Origin of the sequence: Cypionkella sinensis, from assembly GCF_042646385.1 — a bacterium.
Taxonomy (GTDB): domain Bacteria; phylum Pseudomonadota; class Alphaproteobacteria; order Rhodobacterales; family Rhodobacteraceae; genus Cypionkella; species Cypionkella sinensis.
This window is the reverse complement of record NZ_JBHRTO010000001.1, coordinates 803940-823854: the sequence shown is the minus strand read 5'-3', so window position 1 is coordinate 823854 and position 19915 is coordinate 803940. Positions and strand designations below refer to the sequence as shown.

Here is a 19915-nt window from a genome sequence, read left to right as displayed (position 1 = left end):
GCTTAGCCCAGAACGCCGATGTAGAGATTGGCATACATGCCAAACATGGAGGTGACGAAAATCGACACCATGCCAAGGGCTTGCGTGGCGATCCTGTGCCGGATCAACCGGCGGTGCAAAGCCTCGCCCGCGCTTTCGCCCGCCTCGATCAGACCGGCGGTGCGCAGCGACAGCATCGACAGAATGGTCATCGGCACCAGCAGAAACAGCACGGCCTGGGCAAATTCGATGCGATAATAGACGGCCAGCACCAGCAGCGCCGTCAACATGAAGCACAGAAATGCCACCAGCCAGACCCCCGCGGTGCGCGCGATGTAAAGCATCCGGCCGGTGTTGATGCGCACCAGTGTTTCCAGATCGTCTTGCAGTGTGCCGCCCTGCCGACGGGCGCGGCTGATCATGTCGAAGGGCACGCCCAGCACCCAATGGCTGGCCGACGACCACATCACCGCCAGCATGATCCAATACCAAAGGTTTGAAAAAGACCGCATGTCGATCAATTCAAACAGAACTTGATACAAATTCACGCAAAGCCCCTTCTCTGCCATAGGCCCGGTTTGGCCTGCGCCCGAATGTCTGCTTGAGACGCGGCTCTTTCCATGGCAGGCAGAGCAAACAACCGCAAGCCTTTTTGCCACCGTCAGGATGTACCAAATGCGCCCGATCTCTGCCGCTACCCCGCAGTCTCGTTTTCGCCGTTTGCGCGGCAGCCCGGCGTTGCGGGCCTTGGTGCAGGAAAACACCCTGACGGTGGGCGATCTGATCTGGCCAGTGTTTGTGCGGGATGGGGTTGGCGTGTGCGAGCCTGTGGCCTCGATGCCGGGCGTTAACCGTTTGTCAGTGGATCTGGTGGTAGAAGCGGCCAAGGAGGCTGCGGCTTTGGGGATTCCGGTGATTTGCCTGTTCCCCTACACCGATCCTGCCCTGAAAACTGTGGGATGTGAGGAGGCTTGGAACCCTGACAATCTGACCAACCGGGCCATTCGGGCGATCAAGGCGGCCGTGCCGCAGATTGCGGTGATGACGGATGTGGCGCTGGACCCTTACAACGCCGATGGCCATGACGGGCTGGTGCGCGATGGCATCATCCTGAACGATGAAAGCGTGGAAGCATTGGTGCGGCAGGCTTTGGTGCAGGCCGAGGCTGGCGCGGATATTCTGGGGCCATCAGACATGATGGATGGCCGGATTGGCGCGATCCGCGCAGCACTCGAGGCGGCGGGGCACAAGCATGTCACGATCATGTCTTATGCCGCAAAATATGCCAGCGCGTTTTACGGCCCGTTCCGCGATGCCGTGGGCGCGAGCGGTGCTTTGAAGGGGGATAAGAAGACCTATCAGATGAACCCCGCCAACAGTGATGAGGCGTTGCGGCTGATTGAACGCGATCTGCGCGAGGGTGCGGATATGGTGATGGTCAAGCCGGGGATGCCCTATCTGGATATCTGCCGCCGCGCGAAAGACATGTTCGGCGCGCCGACCTTCGCCTATCAGGTGTCGGGTGAATATGCGATGATCATGGCGGCGGCGCAAAACGGCTGGATTGATGGCGACCGCGCGATGGTTGAAAGCCTGATGGCGTTCAAACGTGCGGGTTGTGACGGCATCCTGACCTATTTCGCGCCGCGGGTGGCGAAGCTGCTGGGCGGAGCGGCGCTTGCCTGAACGGCACCGGATGACAAGCGGCGTGATTGGCGCTAATGTTGACGCAACGGGGTCATGAGAACCCCGTATGAGGCATGAGGGCGGATATGACGAATTTCTCCAGACGTGGCTTTCTGGCGCTTGGCGGCGCGGGGCTGGTTTCGGCTTGCCAAAACACCGTTGTGGGCAATGGCGTAGGGTCGAATGGCGGCGCGCAGATTGATGCGCGGGTGCGCGAGACGCAGGACTATCTGTTCAACAATTTTCCGGGCACGCGGCAGCTTGCCAATCGCTCCAGCGGGATTTTGACGATGCCGCTGGTGACAGAGGCCGGGTTTGGCTTTGGTGGCGCTTATGGCCGCGGCGTGTTGCAGATCAAGGGCGCGACGGTGGATTACTATTCGGCCACCAAAGCCTCGATCGGGTTTCAGATCGGCGCGCAGCAGTATGCACATATGCTGTTTTTCACCACCGATGCGGCGCTGCAAGACTTCCGCCGCTCGCCGGGTTGGGCGGCCAGCGCCGATATCCGCTATGCGACGCCCGCCGAGGGCGGCTCGATTGGCAAGGAAACCACCGAGCTGGACCCGGTGATTGCCTTCGTGTTCGGCCAGCAAGGGCTGATGGCGGGGGCAACGCTGGCCGGGGTGAAATACACCCGGATCATCGTGTAAGCACTGGTCAGGGGGCTACGGCCCCCTATTTCAGCCGCCGGATCAGGCTGGAGGTGTCGTTGCGGTTGCCGCCCATGCGCTGCACGTCCTTGTAGAACTGATCGACCAACGCGGTCACAGGCAGGCTTGCGCCGATCTGATCGGCGGTTTGCAGGCAGATTTGCAGATCTTTGCGCATCCAATCCACCGCGAAACCGTGATCGAATTTGCCGTCCAGCATGGTTTTGTGGCGGTTGACCATCTGCCACGAGCCTGCCGCGCCCTGGCTGATCACCTCGACCACAGCCGCGCCATCAAGGCCCGCCTTTTCACCAAAGGCCAAAGCCTCGGACAGGCCCTGCACCAGCCCGGCAATAGCGATCTGGTTCATCATCTTGGCCAGTTGCCCGGCCCCACTGTCGCCCAGACGGCGGCAGATGCGGGCATAGGCGGCGATCACCGGCTCGGCGCGGTCATAATCCTCTTGGCTGCCGCCGCACATCACCGACAGCACGCCGTTTTCGGCACCTGCCTGCCCGCCCGACACGGGGGCATCTACAAAACCCAAGCCCTGATCGGCTGCCAGCGCCGACAATTCGCGCGTCACCGCTGCCGAAACCGTGGTGTGATCGACGAAAATCGCATCCTTCATTCCCGCAAAGGCACCATCCGGGCCAAGACAGACGCTGCGCAGATCGTCGTCATTGCCAACGCAGGCCATCACAAATTCGGCACCTGCCGCAGCCTCACGCGGGGTTGCGGCCGATGTGCCGCCGTGCTGCGCCACCCACGCCTGCGCTTTTGCCGGATTGCGGTTATACACCGTCACCTGATGGCCCTTGGCGGCCAGATGCCCGGCCATCGGATAGCCCATCACCCCAAGGCCCAAAAACGCCAGTTTTGCCATGATCTTCCGCCCCGCATTGCCCCTATTCCGGCTTTGGACTAGGAAGGCAATCAACCGTTGCCGTCAAGGACTCCGCGCCCCATGTTGACCGCCTTTCGCTGGCTTTTGCGCATCTTTACCGGGCTGATTGCCTTGGGTTTGTTGGCGGGGCTGCTGGCCTATTACGTGCTGACCCGCAGCTTGCCCGACTATAACGAGGATTTCACCTTGAAGGGCATCACCGCCCCGGTCGAGATCGTGCGCAACAACAACGATGTGCCGCATATCTTCGGCAAGACCGAGACGGATGTCTATTTCGCGCTGGGGTTCGCCCATGCGCAGGATCGGCTGTGGCAAATGACGATGCTGCGGCGCACTGCGCAAGGGCGGCTGTCCGAGATTTTCGGCGCGCGCACGATCAAGATTGATGAGTTACTGCGCAGGCTGGACATTTACGGGCTGGCGCAGGCCTCGGTCAAAGTGCAGGACGAACGTACGACAGCGGCGCTGGAAGCCTATTCGGCGGGCGTCAACGCCTGGATTTCGCAGGTTAATCTGGGCGCACGCGGGCGTGGCGCGCCCGAGTTTTTCTTCTTTTCCAACGAGATCGCCGCTTGGTCTCCGGCGGATAGCCTTGCGATCCTCAAACTGATGGCGCTGCAACTGTCGGCGCATCTGGACGATGAGGTGCTGCGTGCGCAGATGTCGCTGGTGCTGCCGCCCGAGCGTCTGGCGGATATTCTGCCCGATGATCCGGGCAAGGGTGTCGCCGCCCTGCCCGATTACGCCAGCCTGATGCCGGGAGTTTTTCCGCAGGCCACCACGAAGACCGCCTATGTTGACACCCCCTTGTCGCCGTTTCATTCACGCGATTTTGCGGGCGCGTCAAACGCTTGGGCGGCGATGCCGAACAAGGCGGCGGCGGGGGGCAGTTTGCTGGCGAATGATCCGCATCTGGGGCTGACGGCTCCGTCGATCTGGTATCTGGCGCGGCTGCAGTTGCCCACCGGCGGGGTGATTGGCGGCACGATTCCGGGGATGCCTTTGGTGCTGGTGGGGCGGTCCGAACGGTTGGGTTGGGGTCTGACCTCTAGCTATCTCGACGATCAGGATGTGGTGATCGAAAAGATCAATCCGGCCAATCCGCAGCAATATCTCACCCCCGAGGGGCCGAAGAATTTCACCACCCGGCAGACCATTCTGAACATCAAGGGCGAAGACCCGGTGACGCTGACGCTGCGCTGGTCAGAATCCGGGCCGATCCTGCCGGGGACGCATTACGATCTGGGCTCGGTGACGCCAGCGGGCTCGGTCGCGGCGCTGGAATGGACGGCGCTGTCGGGGGCCGATACCTCGATGACGGCGGCGATGAAGCTGATGTCGGCGGGGTCGGTGGCCGATGCGATTGCGGCGGGCAAGTTGTTTGTTGCACCGTCGCAAAACCTGATGCTGGCCGATGCCAACGGAATCGCGCTGCAAACCATCGGGGCGATGCCCGCGCGCGATCCGTCACACGCCACCAAAGGCCGGATGCCCGCGCCGGGATGGCAGGGCAAGAACCGCTGGACGGGGATGCTGCCCTATGAGGACAATCCCAGTTTCATCAACCCCACCAGTGGCTTGCTGGGCAATACCAACAACAAGACGGTGGATCGACCCTTCCCACTGCATGTCAGCTTTGAATGGGGCGACACGCAGCGCATCCAGCGCTGGCTGGCGCTGATGAAAACCCGCGAGGTGCATACCCGCGACAGTTTCATCGAGGCGCAACTGGATACAGTCTCGCCCACCGCGCGCAACCTTCTGCCGCTGATCGGTGCCGATCTGTGGTTTACCGGAGAGCCTGCCGCCGAAGGCACGCCGGAACGGCTGCGGCAAAAAGCGTTGGATTTGCTGGCAAAATGGAACGGCGAGATGAATGAGCATCTGCCCGAACCGCTGATTGCCGAAGCTTGGCTGCGCGCTCTGCAAGATAGGCTGACCCGCGATGAAATCGGCCCCTTGGCGGATCAGTTCACCCATCCTGAGCCTGTTTTCATCGAGCGGGTCTACCGCAATATCGGCGGAGCCTCGGTCTGGTGCGATGTGGTGCAATCGGCTGCGGTAGAGACCTGCACCGATATTGCACGCATTGCGCTGGATCAGGCTTTGCTTGAATTGTCAGAGACTTACGGGCCGAACATTGAAAGCTGGCGCTGGGGAGATGCGCATCAGGCCACGCATGATCACCCTGTGCTGGGCGATGTGCCGGTGCTGCGCTATTTCGTCAACATCCGGCAATCGACCAGCGGCGGCGATACCACGCTGCTGCGCGGCCGCACCAAGGGGACCGGGCCGAACCCGTATCTGAACGTCCATGCTGGCGGCTATCGCGGCGTTTATGATTTCGCCGACCCGGATTCGTCGGTGTTCATCCAGGCCACCGGGCAATCCGGGCATCCGTTGTCGCGGTTCTACGATGATCTGTCAGAGTTGTGGCGGCGCGGCGAGTATATTCCGATGTCGCTTGACCCTGATTTGGCGCGTGCGGGTGCTGTGGGTGACATGGTGTTAACGCCGGAAAACCCGCAATAGCAATGCCTTGCGGGGCATTGCTGCGATGTTACCTTAACTCGCGGTAGCGGCCCTGCTGCTTGACCGTCCACAGCACTGTGATCTGCCAGCCGTTGTCGTCTTGGGTCTCTGCCACCACGATCCCGGCATCGTGCAGCCACGAGCGTTTTTTGCCATCGGCAAAACTCAAGGTCAGATCGGTTTGAGTCTTTTCTTCCTCAAACGCGGTTGAAACCGCATCCAGCAGGCGCGCCACACCCTCACCCGTCAGCGCCGAGACCGGGAACACTCCGGCACGGTTGGTGGCCTGCACCTGCAGTGCCTCGCGCTGGCTGGGCGGCACCAGATCCAGCTTGTTCCACACCTCAAACATCGGCACGGCCTTGTTGACGCCCAGCGAGGTAAGAATATCGGCGACATCCGCAGCCTGTTCGGCGGTTTCCGGGTGGCTGATGTCGCGCACATGCAGGATCAGATCGGCCTCCAGCACCTCTTCCAACGTCGCACGGAAGGCGGCGACCAGTTGCGTCGGCAGATCAGAGATGAAGCCCACGGTATCAGATGCGATGATCTTGCGGCCCGATGGCAGCACAACGCCCCGCATGGTGGGGTCAAGCGTGGCGAACAGCATATCCTTGGCCAGAACCTCTGCCCCGGTCATGTGATTGAAAAGCGTGGATTTTCCGGCGTTGGTATAGCCCACCAGAGCCACCAGCGGAAACGGCACCTTGCGGCGCGAGGCGCGGTGCAACTCACGCGTTTTCGCCACCCGGTCCAACTGCCGTTTCAGCCGGATCACCTGATCATCAATCGCCCGACGGTCGGATTCGATCTGCGTTTCACCCGGCCCGCCGACAAAACCAAACCCGCCGCGCTGGCGTTCGAGGTGCGTCCAAGCCCGGACCAGCCGCGTTCGCTGATAAGACAGCGCTGCAAGCTCGACCTGCAACACGCCTTCACGGGTGCGCGCGCGGTCAGCAAAAATCTCAAGGATCAGACCTGTGCGGTCTAACAGCTTGACACCCCACTCTTTTTCCAGATTGCGCTGCTGCACCGGTGTCACTGGGCCATCGACCATGACCAGCTCAATCTCCAGCGCCTTGAAGGTGGTTTTCAATTCCTCCACCTTGCCAGAGCCGAACAGCATCCCCGGCTGCACCCGCGGCAGACGCACCACTTCCGAGCCCAGAACATCCATTCCGGGCAGAGCCGCAGCCAGACTAACCGCTTCGGCTAGGCCATGTTCGGGCAAGCGGCGCGACTTCACCGCCTTCAGATCAGGGTGCAACACATAGGCGCGCGTCGGCTTCGCTGCCGTTTCATAGGCATCGATTCCGCCATCCGTGAATGGCCAATCGTCATCTTCTGGCAGATCAGAGATCAGTCTTCACCTTCATAAAGGTTCACCGGACCGCCCGGCATTATCGTGGAAATCGCATGTTTGTAGACCAGTTGCGACTGACCATCGCGGCGCAAAAGCACGCAAAAGTTGTCAAACCAAGTGATCACGCCCTGCAATTTCACCCCGTTGATCAGAAAGATCGTGACCGGAACCTTGGATTTCCGGACGTGATTGAGAAACGCGTCTTGCAAATTCTGTTTGTCAGCGGCCATTTTTTCTTGTCCTTATCGCCATCGTCTCGAAAAGCGCGCCCTATCGCGCTTCCGTTATTCAACTATGTCGCGCAAACTTGCCAGATTCCAGCGTAAAACGTCAATTTATCTGCCGATGTTCCCGATTTGGATTCTTTCTGCAACACTGCGCTTATTCTTCTTCTTCGTCGTCGCCACGCCCACCAGATTTGCCTGTTGTGACAACACCCAGCGACTTGAGCTTGCGGTGCAACGCCGAACGTTCCATGCCGACAAAGCCCGCGGTGCGGCTGATATTGCCGCCAAATCGGTTGATCTGGGTCAGCAGATACTCGCGTTCAAACACCTCACGCGCCTCGCGCAGCGGCAAGGTCGCCATCGCCCCGCCCAACACCATGCGCCCGCCGGTATCGGTAGGCGTCTCTTGCCCCGGCAATTCGCGGGCCTCAATCGGGCCGGTGCCGTCGCCAAGGATCAACACGCGCTCGATCACGTTGCGCAGTTGGCGAATGTTGCCGGGCCATTGCATCGTCTGCAACATCGCCTCGGCTTCTTCGGTCAGCTTGCGCAAGGGCAGGCCCTGCGTGCGGTGGAACATATCGACGAAAGTCGTTGTTAATTCAGGGATATCCTCGCGGCGCTCTGCCAAGGATGGTACCGCAATCGGCACCACATTCAAGCGGTCATACAATTCCTGCCGGAAACGCCCTGCGGCGATTTCGCTGCGCAGATCGCGGCTGGTCGAGGAGATCACCCGCAGATCCACCCGCACCTTGTCGCTGCCGCCTTGCCGCATGAATTGCTGATCGGTCAGCACCCGCAGGATTTTCGATTGCGTGCCCAGCGGCATCTCGGCCACTTCGTCAAAGTAGACAACGCCGCCATGCCCTTGTTCCAAAAGACCTTTTTCCACACCACGGTCGGCGGTTTCGCGGCCGAACAGCACCTCCTCCATCCGGTCGGCATCAATCGTGGCCGAAGATACCGAGATGAAGGGCGCAGAGGCGCGGTTGGAATTGGCGTGGATGAAGCGCGCGGCCATCTCTTTGCCGGCACCCGCAGGACCTGCCAGCATCACCCGACCGTTGGACTTGGTGACTTTTTCCAACTGTGATTTCAAGGTTCTAAACGCCGGACTTGATCCGATCATCTCTGACGAGGTCACATCGCGCCGCCGCAGATCGGCGTTTTCACGCCGCAGCCGCGAGGTTTCCATCGCGCGGCTGACCACCACCATCAACTGATCAATGTTGAACGGCTTTTCGATGAAGTCATAGGCACCCTGCTTGATCGCCGCGACCGCGATTTCAATATTGCCGTGGCCGGAAATGATCACAATCGGGATGTCGGGGTTATCGCGCTTGACGGTTTTCAGGATGTCGATGCCATCCATCCGGCTGTCTTTCAGCCAGATGTCCAGAATCATCAGACTGGGCGCTTCGGCGTTGATCTCGGACATGCAATCGTCAGAATTTGCTGCAAGACGAACGGTATAGCCCTCGTCCTTCAGAATATCACCGATTAGTTCGCGGATGTCTTTTTCGTCGTCAACGATGAGAATATTGCTCATTTTTCCCCCTGGCCAGTTTGGCCCGTGTTGCGCACGCCCCGTTTGCGTGGGGCGCGTGGCAGTTGAATCACCGCCATGGCCCCGGCATGGGCGTTGTTTTCAAAGACGGGCGCATCTTCAAGAGTGAGCGTACCGCCATGTTCTTCAATGATTTTCTTCACAATCGGCAGGCCAAGGCCAGTGCCTTTTTCACGCGTGGTGACATAGGGCTCAAACAGCCGCGCGCGGTCTGGCGGCAGGCCGATGCCATTGTCCATGATGCGGATAGTCGCCTCTGTTTCATCCACCGTCAGGCTGACGCGGATTTCGGGCACAAGATCGGGCGGATTTGATTTTTCCTGCAAAGTTTCAATGGCTTCGCCTGCATTCTTGATCAAATTGGTCAGCGCCTGACCGATCATGGTGCCATCAAGCTCCATCATCAGGGGGCCATCGACCAGCGTGCGGCGGAAGGTGACATTGGGCTGGCCATTCTCCTGCAACATGACAGCCGCGCGCAACAGCGCCACCAGATCGGTCTCGCGGCGATCCGGCTCGGGCATGCGGGCGAATTTGGAAAACTCATCAACAATGCGGCGCAAGTCATTGGTTTGGCGCACAATAACTTCGGTATACTGATCCAGATCCTCGGGTTCCTGCACCTGACCACGGAATTTGCGTTTGATACGCTCGGCGGAAAGCTGGATCGGGGTCAGCGGGTTCTTGATTTCATGCGCGATGCGGCGGGCGACGTCACCCCAAGCCGCCATGCGCTGCGCCGAGACGAGTTCGGTCACATCGTCAAACGCCACCACATAGCCCTCCAACCGCCCGGAATCGCTGCGCCGCACCGACATGCGCACCAGCAGGCTTTCCAGCTTGCCCTTGCGGGTCAGGCGGATTTCTTCCTGCACGGCCGATCCGCCGACCTCACGGAGCCGCTCAAACAGTGCGGCAAATTCCGGCACGGCGGCGGCAAGCGGCACTTCGGCGGCACCATCGGCGAGTTCCAGCAGGCGTTCGGCGGCACGGTTGGCGAAATCTATATCGCCATCGGCATCCAGCCCGATCACCCCGGCGGTGACATTGGACAGGACGGAATCGAACAGGCGGCGGCGCTGTTCGGTGTGTCGATGGCCTTCGATCAAAGCCTCTCGCTGGCCTTTAAGTTGATGCGTCATCTGGTTGAAAACACGCGACAAAGTGGCGATCTCATCATCGCCTTCTTCCTCGATCACCTGCACATCCAGATCGCCCGCGCTGACCCGGCCCACCGCATAGGCCAAACGCCCGACCGGGCGGCTGAGGCGTTCGGCAAACCATAGGCCCAGCCAGACCGCGGCCAGCACCAGGATCAGCGCAAAGCCAAGATACAACAGGCCGAAGTTGAACAGGATCTTGCCGCGCTCTGACTCGAGCTGCTGATAAAGCCGCACCGTTTCCTTGGTTTCATCCAGAAGCGACAGGATACCGCCATCAACCTTGCGCGAGACGTAAAGATAGCGGTCGGCAAAAGCCTCAAGATGCACCAGCGCGCGGAATTCGTCGTTGGCCCAATCCTGAATAACCACCACTTCGCCCGCCTTGGCGCGGGCGAGTTCAGCGGGCGTCGGCGGTTCGAAATCGAACAGATATGACCGCTCGCCACGGGTTTTCAGGGTGCCGCTGCCGTCGATCAGAAAAACCTCTTTCAGACCGCGCTGAATAGCCGCCTGACCTTGGGTCAGGATCGGGCGGACCTGATCGTCTTGCAGAAAGAAGGTCTTTTGCTTGGCAAGGTTCAGGAACGCCCCCAACGCGCTCGCATCGTCTTTCAGCGCGCTGGTCTGTTCATCCTCATAGGCTTGCGCGGCGGTCAGAGAGGCAGAGACCACATTGCTGACCCGGTCGGAAAACCAGCCTTCAAGCCCGATATTCACCGTCAGCACCGCGAATACCGCCACCAGAATCGTCGGCACCAAGGCCACGAAGGCGAACACCCCAGTCAGCCGCAGGTGCAGCGCCGAGCCTGCCGATTGCGAGCGGCGATCCGCGATCATCCGCATCACGCGGGCCAACACCAGCCCTGCGACGAGCAGGATATAGATCATGTCGGCCAGCAGGATCAGCCGCAGGTTCTGCGATGAAGCGCCAAGGTTCAGCGGCCCAAGGGCCAGAAACGTCGCCACCGCCAGCAAGGGGCCAAGCAGCACCAGCCCAAAAGTCAGCCCGTTTTGCACGCGCCGCATCCGGCGCAGGCGCGCCAGTTTAGCCCATGTCAGACTGCGGTAAGCGCCCTGCACTGATCCCCCCAAACCCTGCGGAGTGTCAGCCCCGCCACAGGCCTGTGCCTTTCGCGCCACGTTACGCGCAAAGCACTCTGCCTGTGGCGGTTTTACATCAGCTTGCGCCGCCGTGTCACGCGGATATCGAGGTCTGTGATCTTCTTACGCAAGGTATTGCGGTTGATGCCCAGCAAATCGGCACATTTGGCTTGATTGCCCCCCGTTGCGTCGAGGGCGATTTCGATCAACGGCACCTCCATTTCGCGCAGAATGCGGTCGTAGACACCGGCGGGCGGCAGTTGGCCACCGTGCAAATCGAAATAGCGTTGCAGATGGCGGGCGACCGAAGCCGAGAGTTTCTCGCCATCCATGCCCCCTGCCCGGTTGATCTGCACCGGCTGAGCCGCCCCCAGCGCTTGTTCGATTTCGGCCTTGGAGATTTCCGGTTCTGTTGCTGTCACGAGCAGCCGTTTCAGCAGGTTTTCCAACTGGCGCACGTTGCCGGGCCAGGGATAGGCGCGCACGATCGCCATGGCTTCGGGCGAAAGACGCCGTTGCAGGCCCATATCCCGTTCGCCACGGGCAAGGAAATGTTCGGCCAGCAGCGGGATGTCCTCAACCCGTTCGCGCAGGGGCGGCACTTGCAGGGTAACGCCGCCGAGGCGATAGAACAGATCTTTGCGGAAAGCGCCTGCCTCCATCTTCTGGCCCAGATCGGCCTGAGAGGTTGCCATGATGCGCGGGGCGTGGTCGCCCATCACATCCAGCATCCGCACCAGACGGGCCTGCGCGTCTTCGTCGAAATCCGACACCTCATCCAGCACCAGAGAGCCGCCTTTGGCGCGCGCGAGCAGCGTGGCAATGCCGTCAACGCCAGCCAGATCATTGGATTGCGCGGTGATGAAGGGCTGGCTGCGGCGGTCGGAAAAATCGTGAACGGCACGGGCGATCAGCGATTTGCCGGTGCCGGATTCGCCCGAGATCAGCACCGGCAGATCGGCGTTCATCACGCGGGCGACCAGCCGATACAGCGCCTGCATCGACGGCGTGCGGCCCACCAAGGGCAGATCGTCGCCCATCTCACGCGGGGCGGCCATTGGTTTGGGGGCGTGGCGCTTCAGATCCAGCGCGCGGGCTGAGCGTTTCATCAGATCGGGCAAGTCGAAGGGTTTCGGCAGATAGTCAAACGCCTCGGCTTCGGCGGCCTGAATGGCGGTCATGATGGTGTTCTGCGCCGAAATCACGATCACCGGCAGGCCGGGTCGCAGATTGGCGATGCGCGGCAAAGCCTCGAGCCCGTTGCCATCGGGCATGATCACATCCGAAATCACCAGATCGCCTTTGCCCTCTTCCACCCAGCGCATCAGCGTCATCAGGCTGGATGTGGCATGCACCTTGCAGCCTGCGCGGGTCAGCGCCTGGGTCAGCACCGTGCGGATGGTGCGGTCGTCGTCGGCGACAAGAATCGTGCCGTCCATCAAGAAGACTCCTCGGATAACCCGCGCGGGGCGAGTGGAAGGGAAATGCGGAAAACCGTGCGGCCGGGGGCGGAATCGACCGAAATCCAGCCCTCGTGGTCAGAGATGATCTTGGACACCAGCGCGAGACCAAGCCCGGTGCCGTTCTCGCGCCCCGAAACGAAGGGCTCGAAGATGTCACTGGCGATTTCAGGCGGGATGCCGGGGCCGTCGTCGATGATCTCAACCTGCAAAGGCAGGGTCGAGCCCGAGCCATCCTTGCGGCGACGGCGCAGGCTGTGATCGTAGAACGTGTGCAGACGGATGGTGCCGCCTTTCGGCCCGGCAGCCTCAGAGGCGTTTTTCAGCAGGTTCAGGAACACCTGCATCAACTGGTCATTGTCGGCGAAGGTTGCGGGCAACGACGGATCATAATCTTCAATGATGTTCATATGCGCGCCGTAACCCACGAGGGCCGAGCGGCGGGCGCGGTCCAGCGCATCATGGATGTTCACCGCGCGGCGCGCAGGCGGGCGCAGGTTGCCGAATTGCTCGACCTGCTCCAGCAGTTTGACGATGCGACGGGTTTCCTCGACGATCAGATCGGTCAGTTCAAGGTCTTCGGGGCCAAGCCCCATCGCCAGCAGTTGTGCCGCGCCCGAGATGCCGGCCAGCGGGTTCTTGATCTCATGCGCCAGCATTTCGGCCATGCCGATGGCGGATTTAGCGGCGGATGTCACTTGCATGGATCGGCCCAGCCGTTCAGCAATCTCGCGCGGGGAAATCAGCAGCAGCACGCAGCCGGCGCTGTCTTGCAGCGGGGCCATTTGCAGCGCGCATTGCACCGGGGCGCGCTCGCCAGTCGTCACATCAGCCTCGGCGATGAACAAAGGCGATTCGTGGGCATGGACGCGGGCAAGCGCATCCTCCATCGGGGCGTCAATCGACAGCCGGTCCAGCAAAGGCTGGCCGATCAAGCTGCGGGCAGAGGCGTTCAGGAAGGTTTCGGCCGGAGGGTTCACATCCAGAATCGTCCGCGTCGGGCTGACCAGGATCGCGGGCAGCGGCAGCGAGGCCCAGAGGGCGGCACCGTTGAAAGCGGTCATGCGGCCACCTGCACGGCTGCAAAGCTGTCGCGGATCAAGGCGCGCACAGTGGCGGGGGCGGTTGCGGTCAGGATCGCGTCGCGGTTGGCGGTGATGTCTGCGACCTCAAGATACCAACCCAGATGCTTGCGTGCGACGCGCAGGCCCAAGGACTCGCCGTAGAACTCCAGCATGTGATCGTAATGCGCGATCACCAGATCGGCGCGCGCCGCGCCTTCGGGCACCTGCGGCGCGGGCGTGCCGTAAAGCGCATGGGCGATTTCCGCCAGCCGCCACGGCGCGCCTTCGGCACCGCGCCCGATCATCACGCCATCGGCGCCGGATTGTGCCAAGGCCTGACGCGCGCTTGCGACATCGACGATATCGCCGTTGGCGATCACCGGCACCGCGACGGCGGCTTTCACCGCTGCAATCGCCGCCCAATCGGCGCGGCCTTTGTAGAACTGGCAACGGGTGCGGCCATGAATGGTGATCATCTGCACCCCCGCCCCTTCGGCAGATTTGGCGATTTTCGGTGCATTCAGGCTTTGATCATCCCAACCCAGCCGAGTTTTCAGCGTCACGGGCACCGACACCGCCCCCACCACAGCCTCGATCAGCGCCAGCGCCAGTTCGGGTTCTTTCATCAAGGCCGAACCGCAAGCGCCATTGCCGCCCGCCGCTGTCACCCGTTTGGCGGGGCAGCCCATGTTGATATCAATCACCCGCGCGCCCTGTGCTTCGACATAGCGCGCGGCCTCGGCCATCCAATAGGGATCGCGGCCCGCGAGTTGCACCGAGGTCGCCGCCTCGGCAAAGCCCAGTTCCGCCCGCGCCCGCGCCAAAGGCTGCGCCTTCATCACTTCTTCGGATGCGATCATCTCAGACACCACAAGGCCCGCGCCAAAGCCCGCCACCATCCGCCGAAACGGCAGATCGGTGATGCCCGCCATCGGTGCCAGAATCACCGGGGGATGCAGAGAGATGGCGCCTAAAGACAGGGACATTGCGGCTCCTTTGCCGGAAACATGCGCTTGGGTGGGGGCTTCGCCAAGGGCTAGCGCTGCGGTTTATGCCCTATTTCTAAGCATTGCACAAATAATAGGCGACTCTGCTGCATTTCGTGGCCGGATGCGCATGATCTTAGCCTGATTGTCACGCCTTGGCCCGTCGCATAGATAGAGCGAAAAGGAAACCGAATGACGACAGCCGCGATCATCACCGCTGCCGGGCGCGGCTTGCGCGCAGGCGGCGATGTGCCCAAGCAATGGCAGATGCTGGCCGGGCGTCCGGTTGTGGCGCATGCGGTGGCGGCATTTGACGGCATGCGCCGTGTGCTCGTGATGCATCCCGATGATCGCGCGCGCGCCGAGGCCATAGGGCTGGATGTGCAGATCGTCGAAGGTGGTGCCACGCGCACGCAATCTGTGCGCAACGCTTTGGAGGCTTTGGCGGGCCAAGGCATCAGCCGCGTGCTGATCCATGATGGCGCACGGCCCCTGGTGCCACAGAAGGTGATTGCTGCGGTGATCGCAGCGCTCGATCAGGCGCAGGGGGCGGCCCCGGCACTGGCGGTGACGGATGCTTTGTGGCGCGGCGCGGCAGGCTTGGTCGCTGGCACTGTGCCGCGTGACGGGCTGTTTCGCGCGCAAACCCCGCAGGGCTTTCGGTTCGACGCCATATTGGCGGCGCACCGCGCCCATCCCGCCGAAGCCGCCGATGATGTGGCAATAGCGCGCGCGCATGGGCTGGATGTGGTGATCGTCGCGGGCGATGAGGATAATCTGAAACTGACCTTTCCGGGCGATTTCGCATCGGCAGAGGCGATCTTGAGGGGGCGGCAGATGGATCTGCGGGTGGGCAACGGCTTTGACGTGCATGCGTTTTGCGATGGCGATGGCGTCTGGCTTTGTGGGGTGAAAGTGCCGCATGGCAAGGGCTTGCTCGGCCATTCCGACGCCGATGTGGGGATGCACGCGCTGACCGATGCGATCTATGGCGCGCTGGCCGAGGGTGACATTGGCCGCCACTTCCCGCCATCTGATCCGCAATGGAAAGGGGCTGAAAGCAAGATCTTCCTCGCCCATGCCATGCGGCTGGCGCGGGCAAAAGGCTTTGCGCTGGCCAATTGCGATGTGACGCTGATCTGCGAGCGCCCCAAGGTCGGCCCCCATGCCGAGGCGATGCGGCAGGCTTTGGCCGCGATCATGGAGGTGGCGGTAGAGAAGGTGTCGGTAAAGGCCACCACCTCGGAACGTCTTGGCTTCACCGGCCGCGAGGAAGGCATCGCCGCGATGGCGACTTGCGCCTTGGTGCGGGCATGACGCGGGCTTTGGCGATCTGGTTTGGCGCAGGCCTGCTGCGACCCGCGCCGGGCACATGGGGGTCGCTGGTTGCGGTGATCATGGCGCTGCTGATCGACCGCTACGCGGGCTTTCCGGTGCTGCTGGTGGCGACGTTGGCCGTCACCGCCTTGGGCTTCTGGGCGGTTTCGGTCGAGTTGCGCGACACGCCCACCGCCGACCCGTCGGAATTCGTGATCGACGAAGTGGCTGGCCAATGGATCGCCTTGCTGTTTTCCTCCGCCGCCTTCTGGTGGCGCGGGCATGAGGGCTTTCTGCCCTACCCCGCCCCGATTGCCGCCTTTCTGTTCTTCCGGCTGTTTGACATCTGGAAGCCCTGGCTGGTCGGCCGCGCCGACCGGCGGCACGATCCGGCCGGGGTTATGCTTGACGATTTGTGGGCGGGGTTGTTTGCTGGGATTGCCACCATCGTGGCGGCTGCGGCCTATCACATTCCGATGATCTTGCTGAGGTGACATATGTCTGAGTTGCTGCGGCTGGCGCGCTATTGGGGCTACCGTATCGCTTGCGCCGAAAGCTGCACCGGCGGCATGATCGCTGCGGCGCTGACCGATGCGGCGGGCTCGTCCAACGTGTTCGACCGGGGTTTCGTCACCTATTCCAACCAGGCCAAGATCGACATGCTGGGCGTGCCCGCGGCACTGCTGGCCGAGTTCGGCGCGGTGTCCGAGCCTGTGGCAGCGGCAATGGCCGAAGGTGCTTTGGCACATTCGCAGGCTGATCTGGCGGTATCGACCACCGGCATCGCGGGGCCAGGCGGATCAGAGTTCAAACCCGAGGGGCGGGTATGTTTTGCTCTGGCGCAGCGTGGCAAGCCCGTGCGGGTGGAAACGGTGGAGTTCGGGCCTTTGGGCCGCGACAAGGTGCGGTTGGCGGCGCGGGATCATGCCTTGGCGATGCTTCTGGGCGCGTTGGCCTAGGGGCATCTGCGGGAGTGGGGCCAGCCCCACACCCCGGAGTATTTGAGCCAAGATGAAGCAAATTTTTAGATAAATTTTAGGGGATTTGCGCTGGGTAGAGTTTCGCCGCGCGTGCCTCGAAGGCGCGCACCACGCGGGTCATGGCTTCGTTGAACACAAGACCGATCAGGCCGGCGAGGATCGGGTTGCGGAATTCGAAATCAACCTCGAACGCCACATCGCAGCCTGTGGGCGTGTCGCGAAAGCTCCAAATCGATTTCAGATGTTTGAACGGGCCGTCGATGTATTCGGTAAGGATCTTGTTTTGCGCAGGCAGCAGGGTGACGCGGCTGCCGAATTTCTCGCGGAACACCTTGAAGCTGATCACCAGATCGGCCTCCATCACTTCACCGCCCTCTGCGATCGGGCTGCGCGAGCGGATACGGGCCGCCGCGGTCCAAGGCAGGAACTCGGGGTAGCGCGCGACATCGGCCACAAGGTCGTACATCTGTACGGCTTTGTAGGGCAGCGATTTTGTCTCGGCGTGATGCGGCATGGGGAACCTATCGCGTGACTTGTGTTGCGGTATTGGTTAGAAAACAGCCGGAAATCAAGAGGCCCTCATGCAAGCGCGACCCTATGTCATCGACCAAATGATTTCGGCCAAGGCCATCGCCGCGCGGGTCGAGGCTTTGGCGCGCGAGATCACCGCGCATTACGCCGGATGCGACAAGCTGATCGTGGTCGGGCTGTTGCGCGGGTCTTTCGTGTTCATCGCTGACCTTGTGCGCGAGATTGATTTGCCGGTGCAGGTGGATTTCCTCGAAGCCTCGTCTTATGGCGATGCGATGCATTCCAGCCGTGAGGTCCGCATCCTGAAAGACCTGCGTGGCGAGATCGCCGGGCAGGATGTGCTGGTGGTCGAGGATATTGTTGATACCGGATTTACCCTGCATCACGTGAAAAACCTGCTGCTGTCGCGCAGCCCGCATCGGCTAGAAGTTTGCGCGCTGCTCGATAAGCCCACCCGGCGCGAGGTGGATATCAAGGCGACCTGGACCGGGTTTGAGATTCCCGATGAGTTTGTTGTGGGCTACGGCATTGATTTTGCACAGCGCAACCGCAACCTGCCTTACATCGGCAAAGTGCGGTTTACAGATTGATGAATCCGATCTGGCTGATCCGCATGGCGCGCTGGGCGCGCAATCCGCCGCCAATGTCGCGGGTCAAGCTGGTGGTCGGCGTGGTGATCTTGTGCTTTGTTTTGTTCGGGATCGAGCATTTCTGGGGCTGGCCCGACTGGTTGACGGTGAATGGCAAGCCGCGGTTGCGCTAAGATCGGCGCGGATGCTTCAGGGTTAAAATGCGTTCTTCCCAAACTGGTATTCTGGTGTAACGTGTCGGCGAAATTGGCCAGACCATGGGGTCTGCTATGCATGAAGGTTTTCGCCATGTCGCGTTTGCTGTCTGCCGTTCTGGCCATTGTCCTCTTGGGATTTGGCGGCTTTCTGCTGCTCTCGGCGCCGCACTCGGTTGATAGTGCCCGCTATGACGGACTGACAGGCGATGCCGCGAAAGGCGAGCTGGTGTTCTGGGCGGCGGGCTGTGCCTCGTGTCACGCGGCGGCGGATGCCAAGGGGGCAGATGCGCTCGTGCTGGCGGGCGGGCAAGAGTTTCCTTCGGCCTTTGGCACCTTCATCGCGCCGAACATCTCGCCCGATCCGGTGCAGGGCATCGGCGGCTGGACCTTGATGGATTTTGCCAATGCGATCACCCAAGGTGTTGGCAAGGACGGCGAGCATCTCTATCCCGCCCTGCCCTATAACGCCTATAACAAGATGGAGCCGCAGGATGTGGCCGATCTGAAGGCATTCATGGATGGCCTGCCCGCCTCTGCTGAACCCAGCAAACCGCATCAGATCAGCTTTCCGTTCAACATCCGCCGGTCTCTGGGCATCTGGAAACTGCTGTTCATGCGCGACGATTGGGTGATTGCAGGCGATCTGACGCCCGAGCAGATCCGCGGCCGCTACATCGCCGAAGCGCTGGCGCATTGCGGTGAATGCCACACGCCGCGCAACGCCTTGGGTGGCTTGCAGCGCGATAAATGGTTGTCGGGTGCCCCGAACCCCGATGGCAAGGGTCGCACACCGAACATCACGCCAGCAAAACTGACGTGGTCTGCGGCCGATGTGGTGGAATATCTAACCTCGGGCTTTACCCCGGAATTTGACTCGGTTGGGGGACATATGGCGCATGTGGTCGAGAACATGGCCAAACTGCCGGAGTCAGACCGGCAGGCGGTGGCCGCCTATCTGCAACTTGTGCCGCCGGTGAACTGAGTGATCCTGATCGGCCAATACGACAGCCCGTTCGTGCGCAGGGTGGGCATCGCCATGACACTTTATGGCATGGATTTCCAGCATCAGCCGTGGTCAGCCTTTGGTGATGCAGACCGTTTGCGGGGTTACAATCCGCTGACGCGGGTGCCGACGCTGGTGCTGGATGATGGCTTTGTGCTGATCGACAGCCATCTGATGCTGGATTATCTTGATGCGGCGGTGGCCGAGCCGATGTTTCCGCGCACCGAACCTGCGCGGCATCGGGTGATGAAAGTTGCCGCCCTCGCCTGTGGTCTGGCTGATAAGGCGGTCAGCCTGTTTTACGAACGTGCGCTGCATCAGACCACTTCGGCGATGTTCGAGGCACGCTGCCGCGCCCAGATCAATGCGGTTCTGGCGGCACTAGAGGCTGATCTGGCCACCCATCCCGGCCCCTATTGGTTTGGCGCGCTCACCCATGCCGATATTGCCGTCGCCTGCGCATGGCGCTTCGTGACCGAGGCGCATCCGGGCTTGATCGACGCCCCTGCACTTCCACATCTGCACGCGTTGACCGCGCGACTTGAGGCGACGGCAGCGTTTCAAGCCTGCTATCAAAGCTTTCTTCCCCCGGCCTAAGCGGCTGTA

At 61.5% G+C, this 19915-nt stretch carries 20 protein-coding genes; 10 read left to right on the top strand and 10 right to left on the bottom strand.

Going from position 1 to position 19915, the window contains the following annotated elements; genetic code table 11:
* Positions 1–2: 2 nt before the first annotated feature.
* Entirely contained in the window at positions 3–527 is a 525-nt protein-coding gene (locus ACFOGH_RS04115) for a component of SufBCD complex (protein ID WP_380071798.1), read from the bottom strand.
* Between the two features lie 127 nt (positions 528–654).
* On the opposite strand from ACFOGH_RS04115, the gene hemB reads away from it, so the two are divergent.
* Positions 655–1665, top strand: coding sequence for a porphobilinogen synthase (hemB, locus tag ACFOGH_RS04110; RefSeq protein WP_380071797.1), 1011 nt, complete (start codon positions 655–657; stop codon positions 1663–1665).
* A gap of 86 nt (positions 1666–1751) precedes the next feature.
* Entirely contained in the window at positions 1752–2318 is a 567-nt protein-coding gene (locus ACFOGH_RS04105; RefSeq protein WP_380071796.1) for a lipid-binding SYLF domain-containing protein, read from the top strand.
* Between the two features lie 25 nt (positions 2319–2343).
* Here the strand turns inward: ACFOGH_RS04105 and ACFOGH_RS04100 are convergent, their stop codons facing one another.
* The gene (locus tag ACFOGH_RS04100) at positions 2344–3204 is read right to left on the bottom strand and encodes an NAD(P)-dependent oxidoreductase (RefSeq protein ID WP_380071795.1); all 861 of its coding nucleotides are present in this window, start codon (positions 3202–3204) and stop codon (positions 2344–2346) included.
* Between the two features lie 81 nt (positions 3205–3285).
* On the opposite strand from ACFOGH_RS04100, the gene ACFOGH_RS04095 reads away from it, so the two are divergent.
* Positions 3286–5757 (top strand): penicillin acylase family protein, encoded by a 2472-nt coding sequence (locus ACFOGH_RS04095; RefSeq protein WP_380071794.1) that lies wholly within the window; start codon positions 3286–3288, stop codon positions 5755–5757.
* A 28-nt stretch (positions 5758–5785) separates the two neighbouring features.
* Here the strand turns inward: ACFOGH_RS04095 and hflX are convergent, their stop codons facing one another.
* The 7 genes from hflX to dusB form a co-directional block, all read right to left on the bottom strand.
* The gene (gene hflX, locus ACFOGH_RS04090) at positions 5786–7117 is read right to left on the bottom strand and encodes a GTPase HflX (protein ID WP_380073964.1); all 1332 of its coding nucleotides are present in this window, start codon (positions 7115–7117) and stop codon (positions 5786–5788) included.
* On the bottom strand, positions 7117–7350 hold the full coding sequence (gene hfq, locus ACFOGH_RS04085) for an RNA chaperone Hfq (protein WP_054006118.1): 234 nt from the start codon (positions 7348–7350) through the stop codon (positions 7117–7119). Before hfq ends, hflX begins: the two co-directional genes overlap by 1 nt.
* Before the next feature lie 151 nt (positions 7351–7501).
* Complete coding sequence (gene ntrX, locus ACFOGH_RS04080; RefSeq protein ID WP_380071793.1) at positions 7502–8899, bottom strand: nitrogen assimilation response regulator NtrX; 1398 nt, start codon at positions 8897–8899, stop codon at positions 7502–7504.
* A complete protein-coding gene (locus ACFOGH_RS04075) occupies positions 8896–11106 on the bottom strand; it encodes a sensor histidine kinase NtrY-like (RefSeq protein ID WP_380073963.1) in 2211 nt (736 codons plus the stop codon). Before ACFOGH_RS04075 ends, ntrX begins: the two co-directional genes overlap by 4 nt.
* A gap of 146 nt (positions 11107–11252) precedes the next feature.
* A complete protein-coding gene (locus tag ACFOGH_RS04070) occupies positions 11253–12620 on the bottom strand; it encodes a response regulator (RefSeq protein ID WP_380071792.1) in 1368 nt (455 codons plus the stop codon).
* Positions 12620–13705 (bottom strand): two-component system sensor histidine kinase NtrB, encoded by a 1086-nt coding sequence (locus tag ACFOGH_RS04065; protein WP_380071791.1) that lies wholly within the window; start codon positions 13703–13705, stop codon positions 12620–12622. Before ACFOGH_RS04065 ends, ACFOGH_RS04070 begins: the two co-directional genes overlap by 1 nt.
* Positions 13702–14691, bottom strand: a complete 990-nt coding sequence (gene dusB, locus ACFOGH_RS04060) for a tRNA dihydrouridine synthase DusB (RefSeq protein ID WP_380071790.1) — start codon at positions 14689–14691, stop codon at positions 13702–13704. The genes ACFOGH_RS04065 and dusB overlap by 4 nt, the downstream gene beginning before the upstream one ends.
* Before the next feature lie 192 nt (positions 14692–14883).
* On the opposite strand from dusB, the gene ACFOGH_RS04055 reads away from it, so the two are divergent.
* From ACFOGH_RS04055 to ACFOGH_RS04045, 3 genes are read left to right on the top strand one after another with little or no spacing between them, the layout of a single operon-like run.
* Positions 14884–16008, top strand: coding sequence for a bifunctional 2-C-methyl-D-erythritol 4-phosphate cytidylyltransferase/2-C-methyl-D-erythritol 2,4-cyclodiphosphate synthase (locus ACFOGH_RS04055; RefSeq protein WP_380071789.1), 1125 nt, complete (start codon positions 14884–14886; stop codon positions 16006–16008).
* Positions 16005–16502 carry a phosphatidylglycerophosphatase A family protein gene (locus tag ACFOGH_RS04050; RefSeq protein WP_380071788.1) on the top strand — a complete coding sequence of 166 codons (498 nt, stop codon included), beginning with the start codon at positions 16005–16007 and terminating at the stop codon, positions 16500–16502. Before ACFOGH_RS04055 ends, ACFOGH_RS04050 begins: the two co-directional genes overlap by 4 nt.
* 3 nt (positions 16503–16505) lie before the next feature.
* Complete coding sequence (locus ACFOGH_RS04045; protein WP_380071787.1) at positions 16506–16967, top strand: CinA family protein; 462 nt, start codon at positions 16506–16508, stop codon at positions 16965–16967.
* Between the two features lie 76 nt (positions 16968–17043).
* Here ACFOGH_RS04045 and ACFOGH_RS04040 read toward each other — a convergent pair whose 3' ends face one another.
* Complete coding sequence (locus ACFOGH_RS04040) at positions 17044–17502, bottom strand: type II toxin-antitoxin system RatA family toxin (RefSeq protein ID WP_380071786.1); 459 nt, start codon at positions 17500–17502, stop codon at positions 17044–17046.
* Between the two features lie 67 nt (positions 17503–17569).
* Here ACFOGH_RS04040 and hpt point away from each other — a divergent pair, with 67 nt between their 5' ends.
* The 4 genes from hpt (at position 17570) to ACFOGH_RS04020 (ending at position 19906) form a co-directional block, all read left to right on the top strand.
* Entirely contained in the window at positions 17570–18109 is a 540-nt protein-coding gene (hpt, locus tag ACFOGH_RS04035) for a hypoxanthine phosphoribosyltransferase (RefSeq protein ID WP_380071785.1), read from the top strand.
* Positions 18109–18282, top strand: a complete 174-nt coding sequence (locus ACFOGH_RS04030; RefSeq protein WP_380071784.1) for a hypothetical protein — start codon at positions 18109–18111, stop codon at positions 18280–18282. Before hpt ends, ACFOGH_RS04030 begins: the two co-directional genes overlap by 1 nt.
* A 115-nt stretch (positions 18283–18397) precedes the next feature.
* Complete coding sequence (locus ACFOGH_RS04025; RefSeq protein WP_380073962.1) at positions 18398–19288, top strand: c-type cytochrome; 891 nt, start codon at positions 18398–18400, stop codon at positions 19286–19288.
* A complete protein-coding gene (locus tag ACFOGH_RS04020; protein ID WP_380071783.1) occupies positions 19289–19906 on the top strand; it encodes a glutathione S-transferase family protein in 618 nt (205 codons plus the stop codon).
* Positions 19907–19915: the final 9 nt, after the last annotated feature.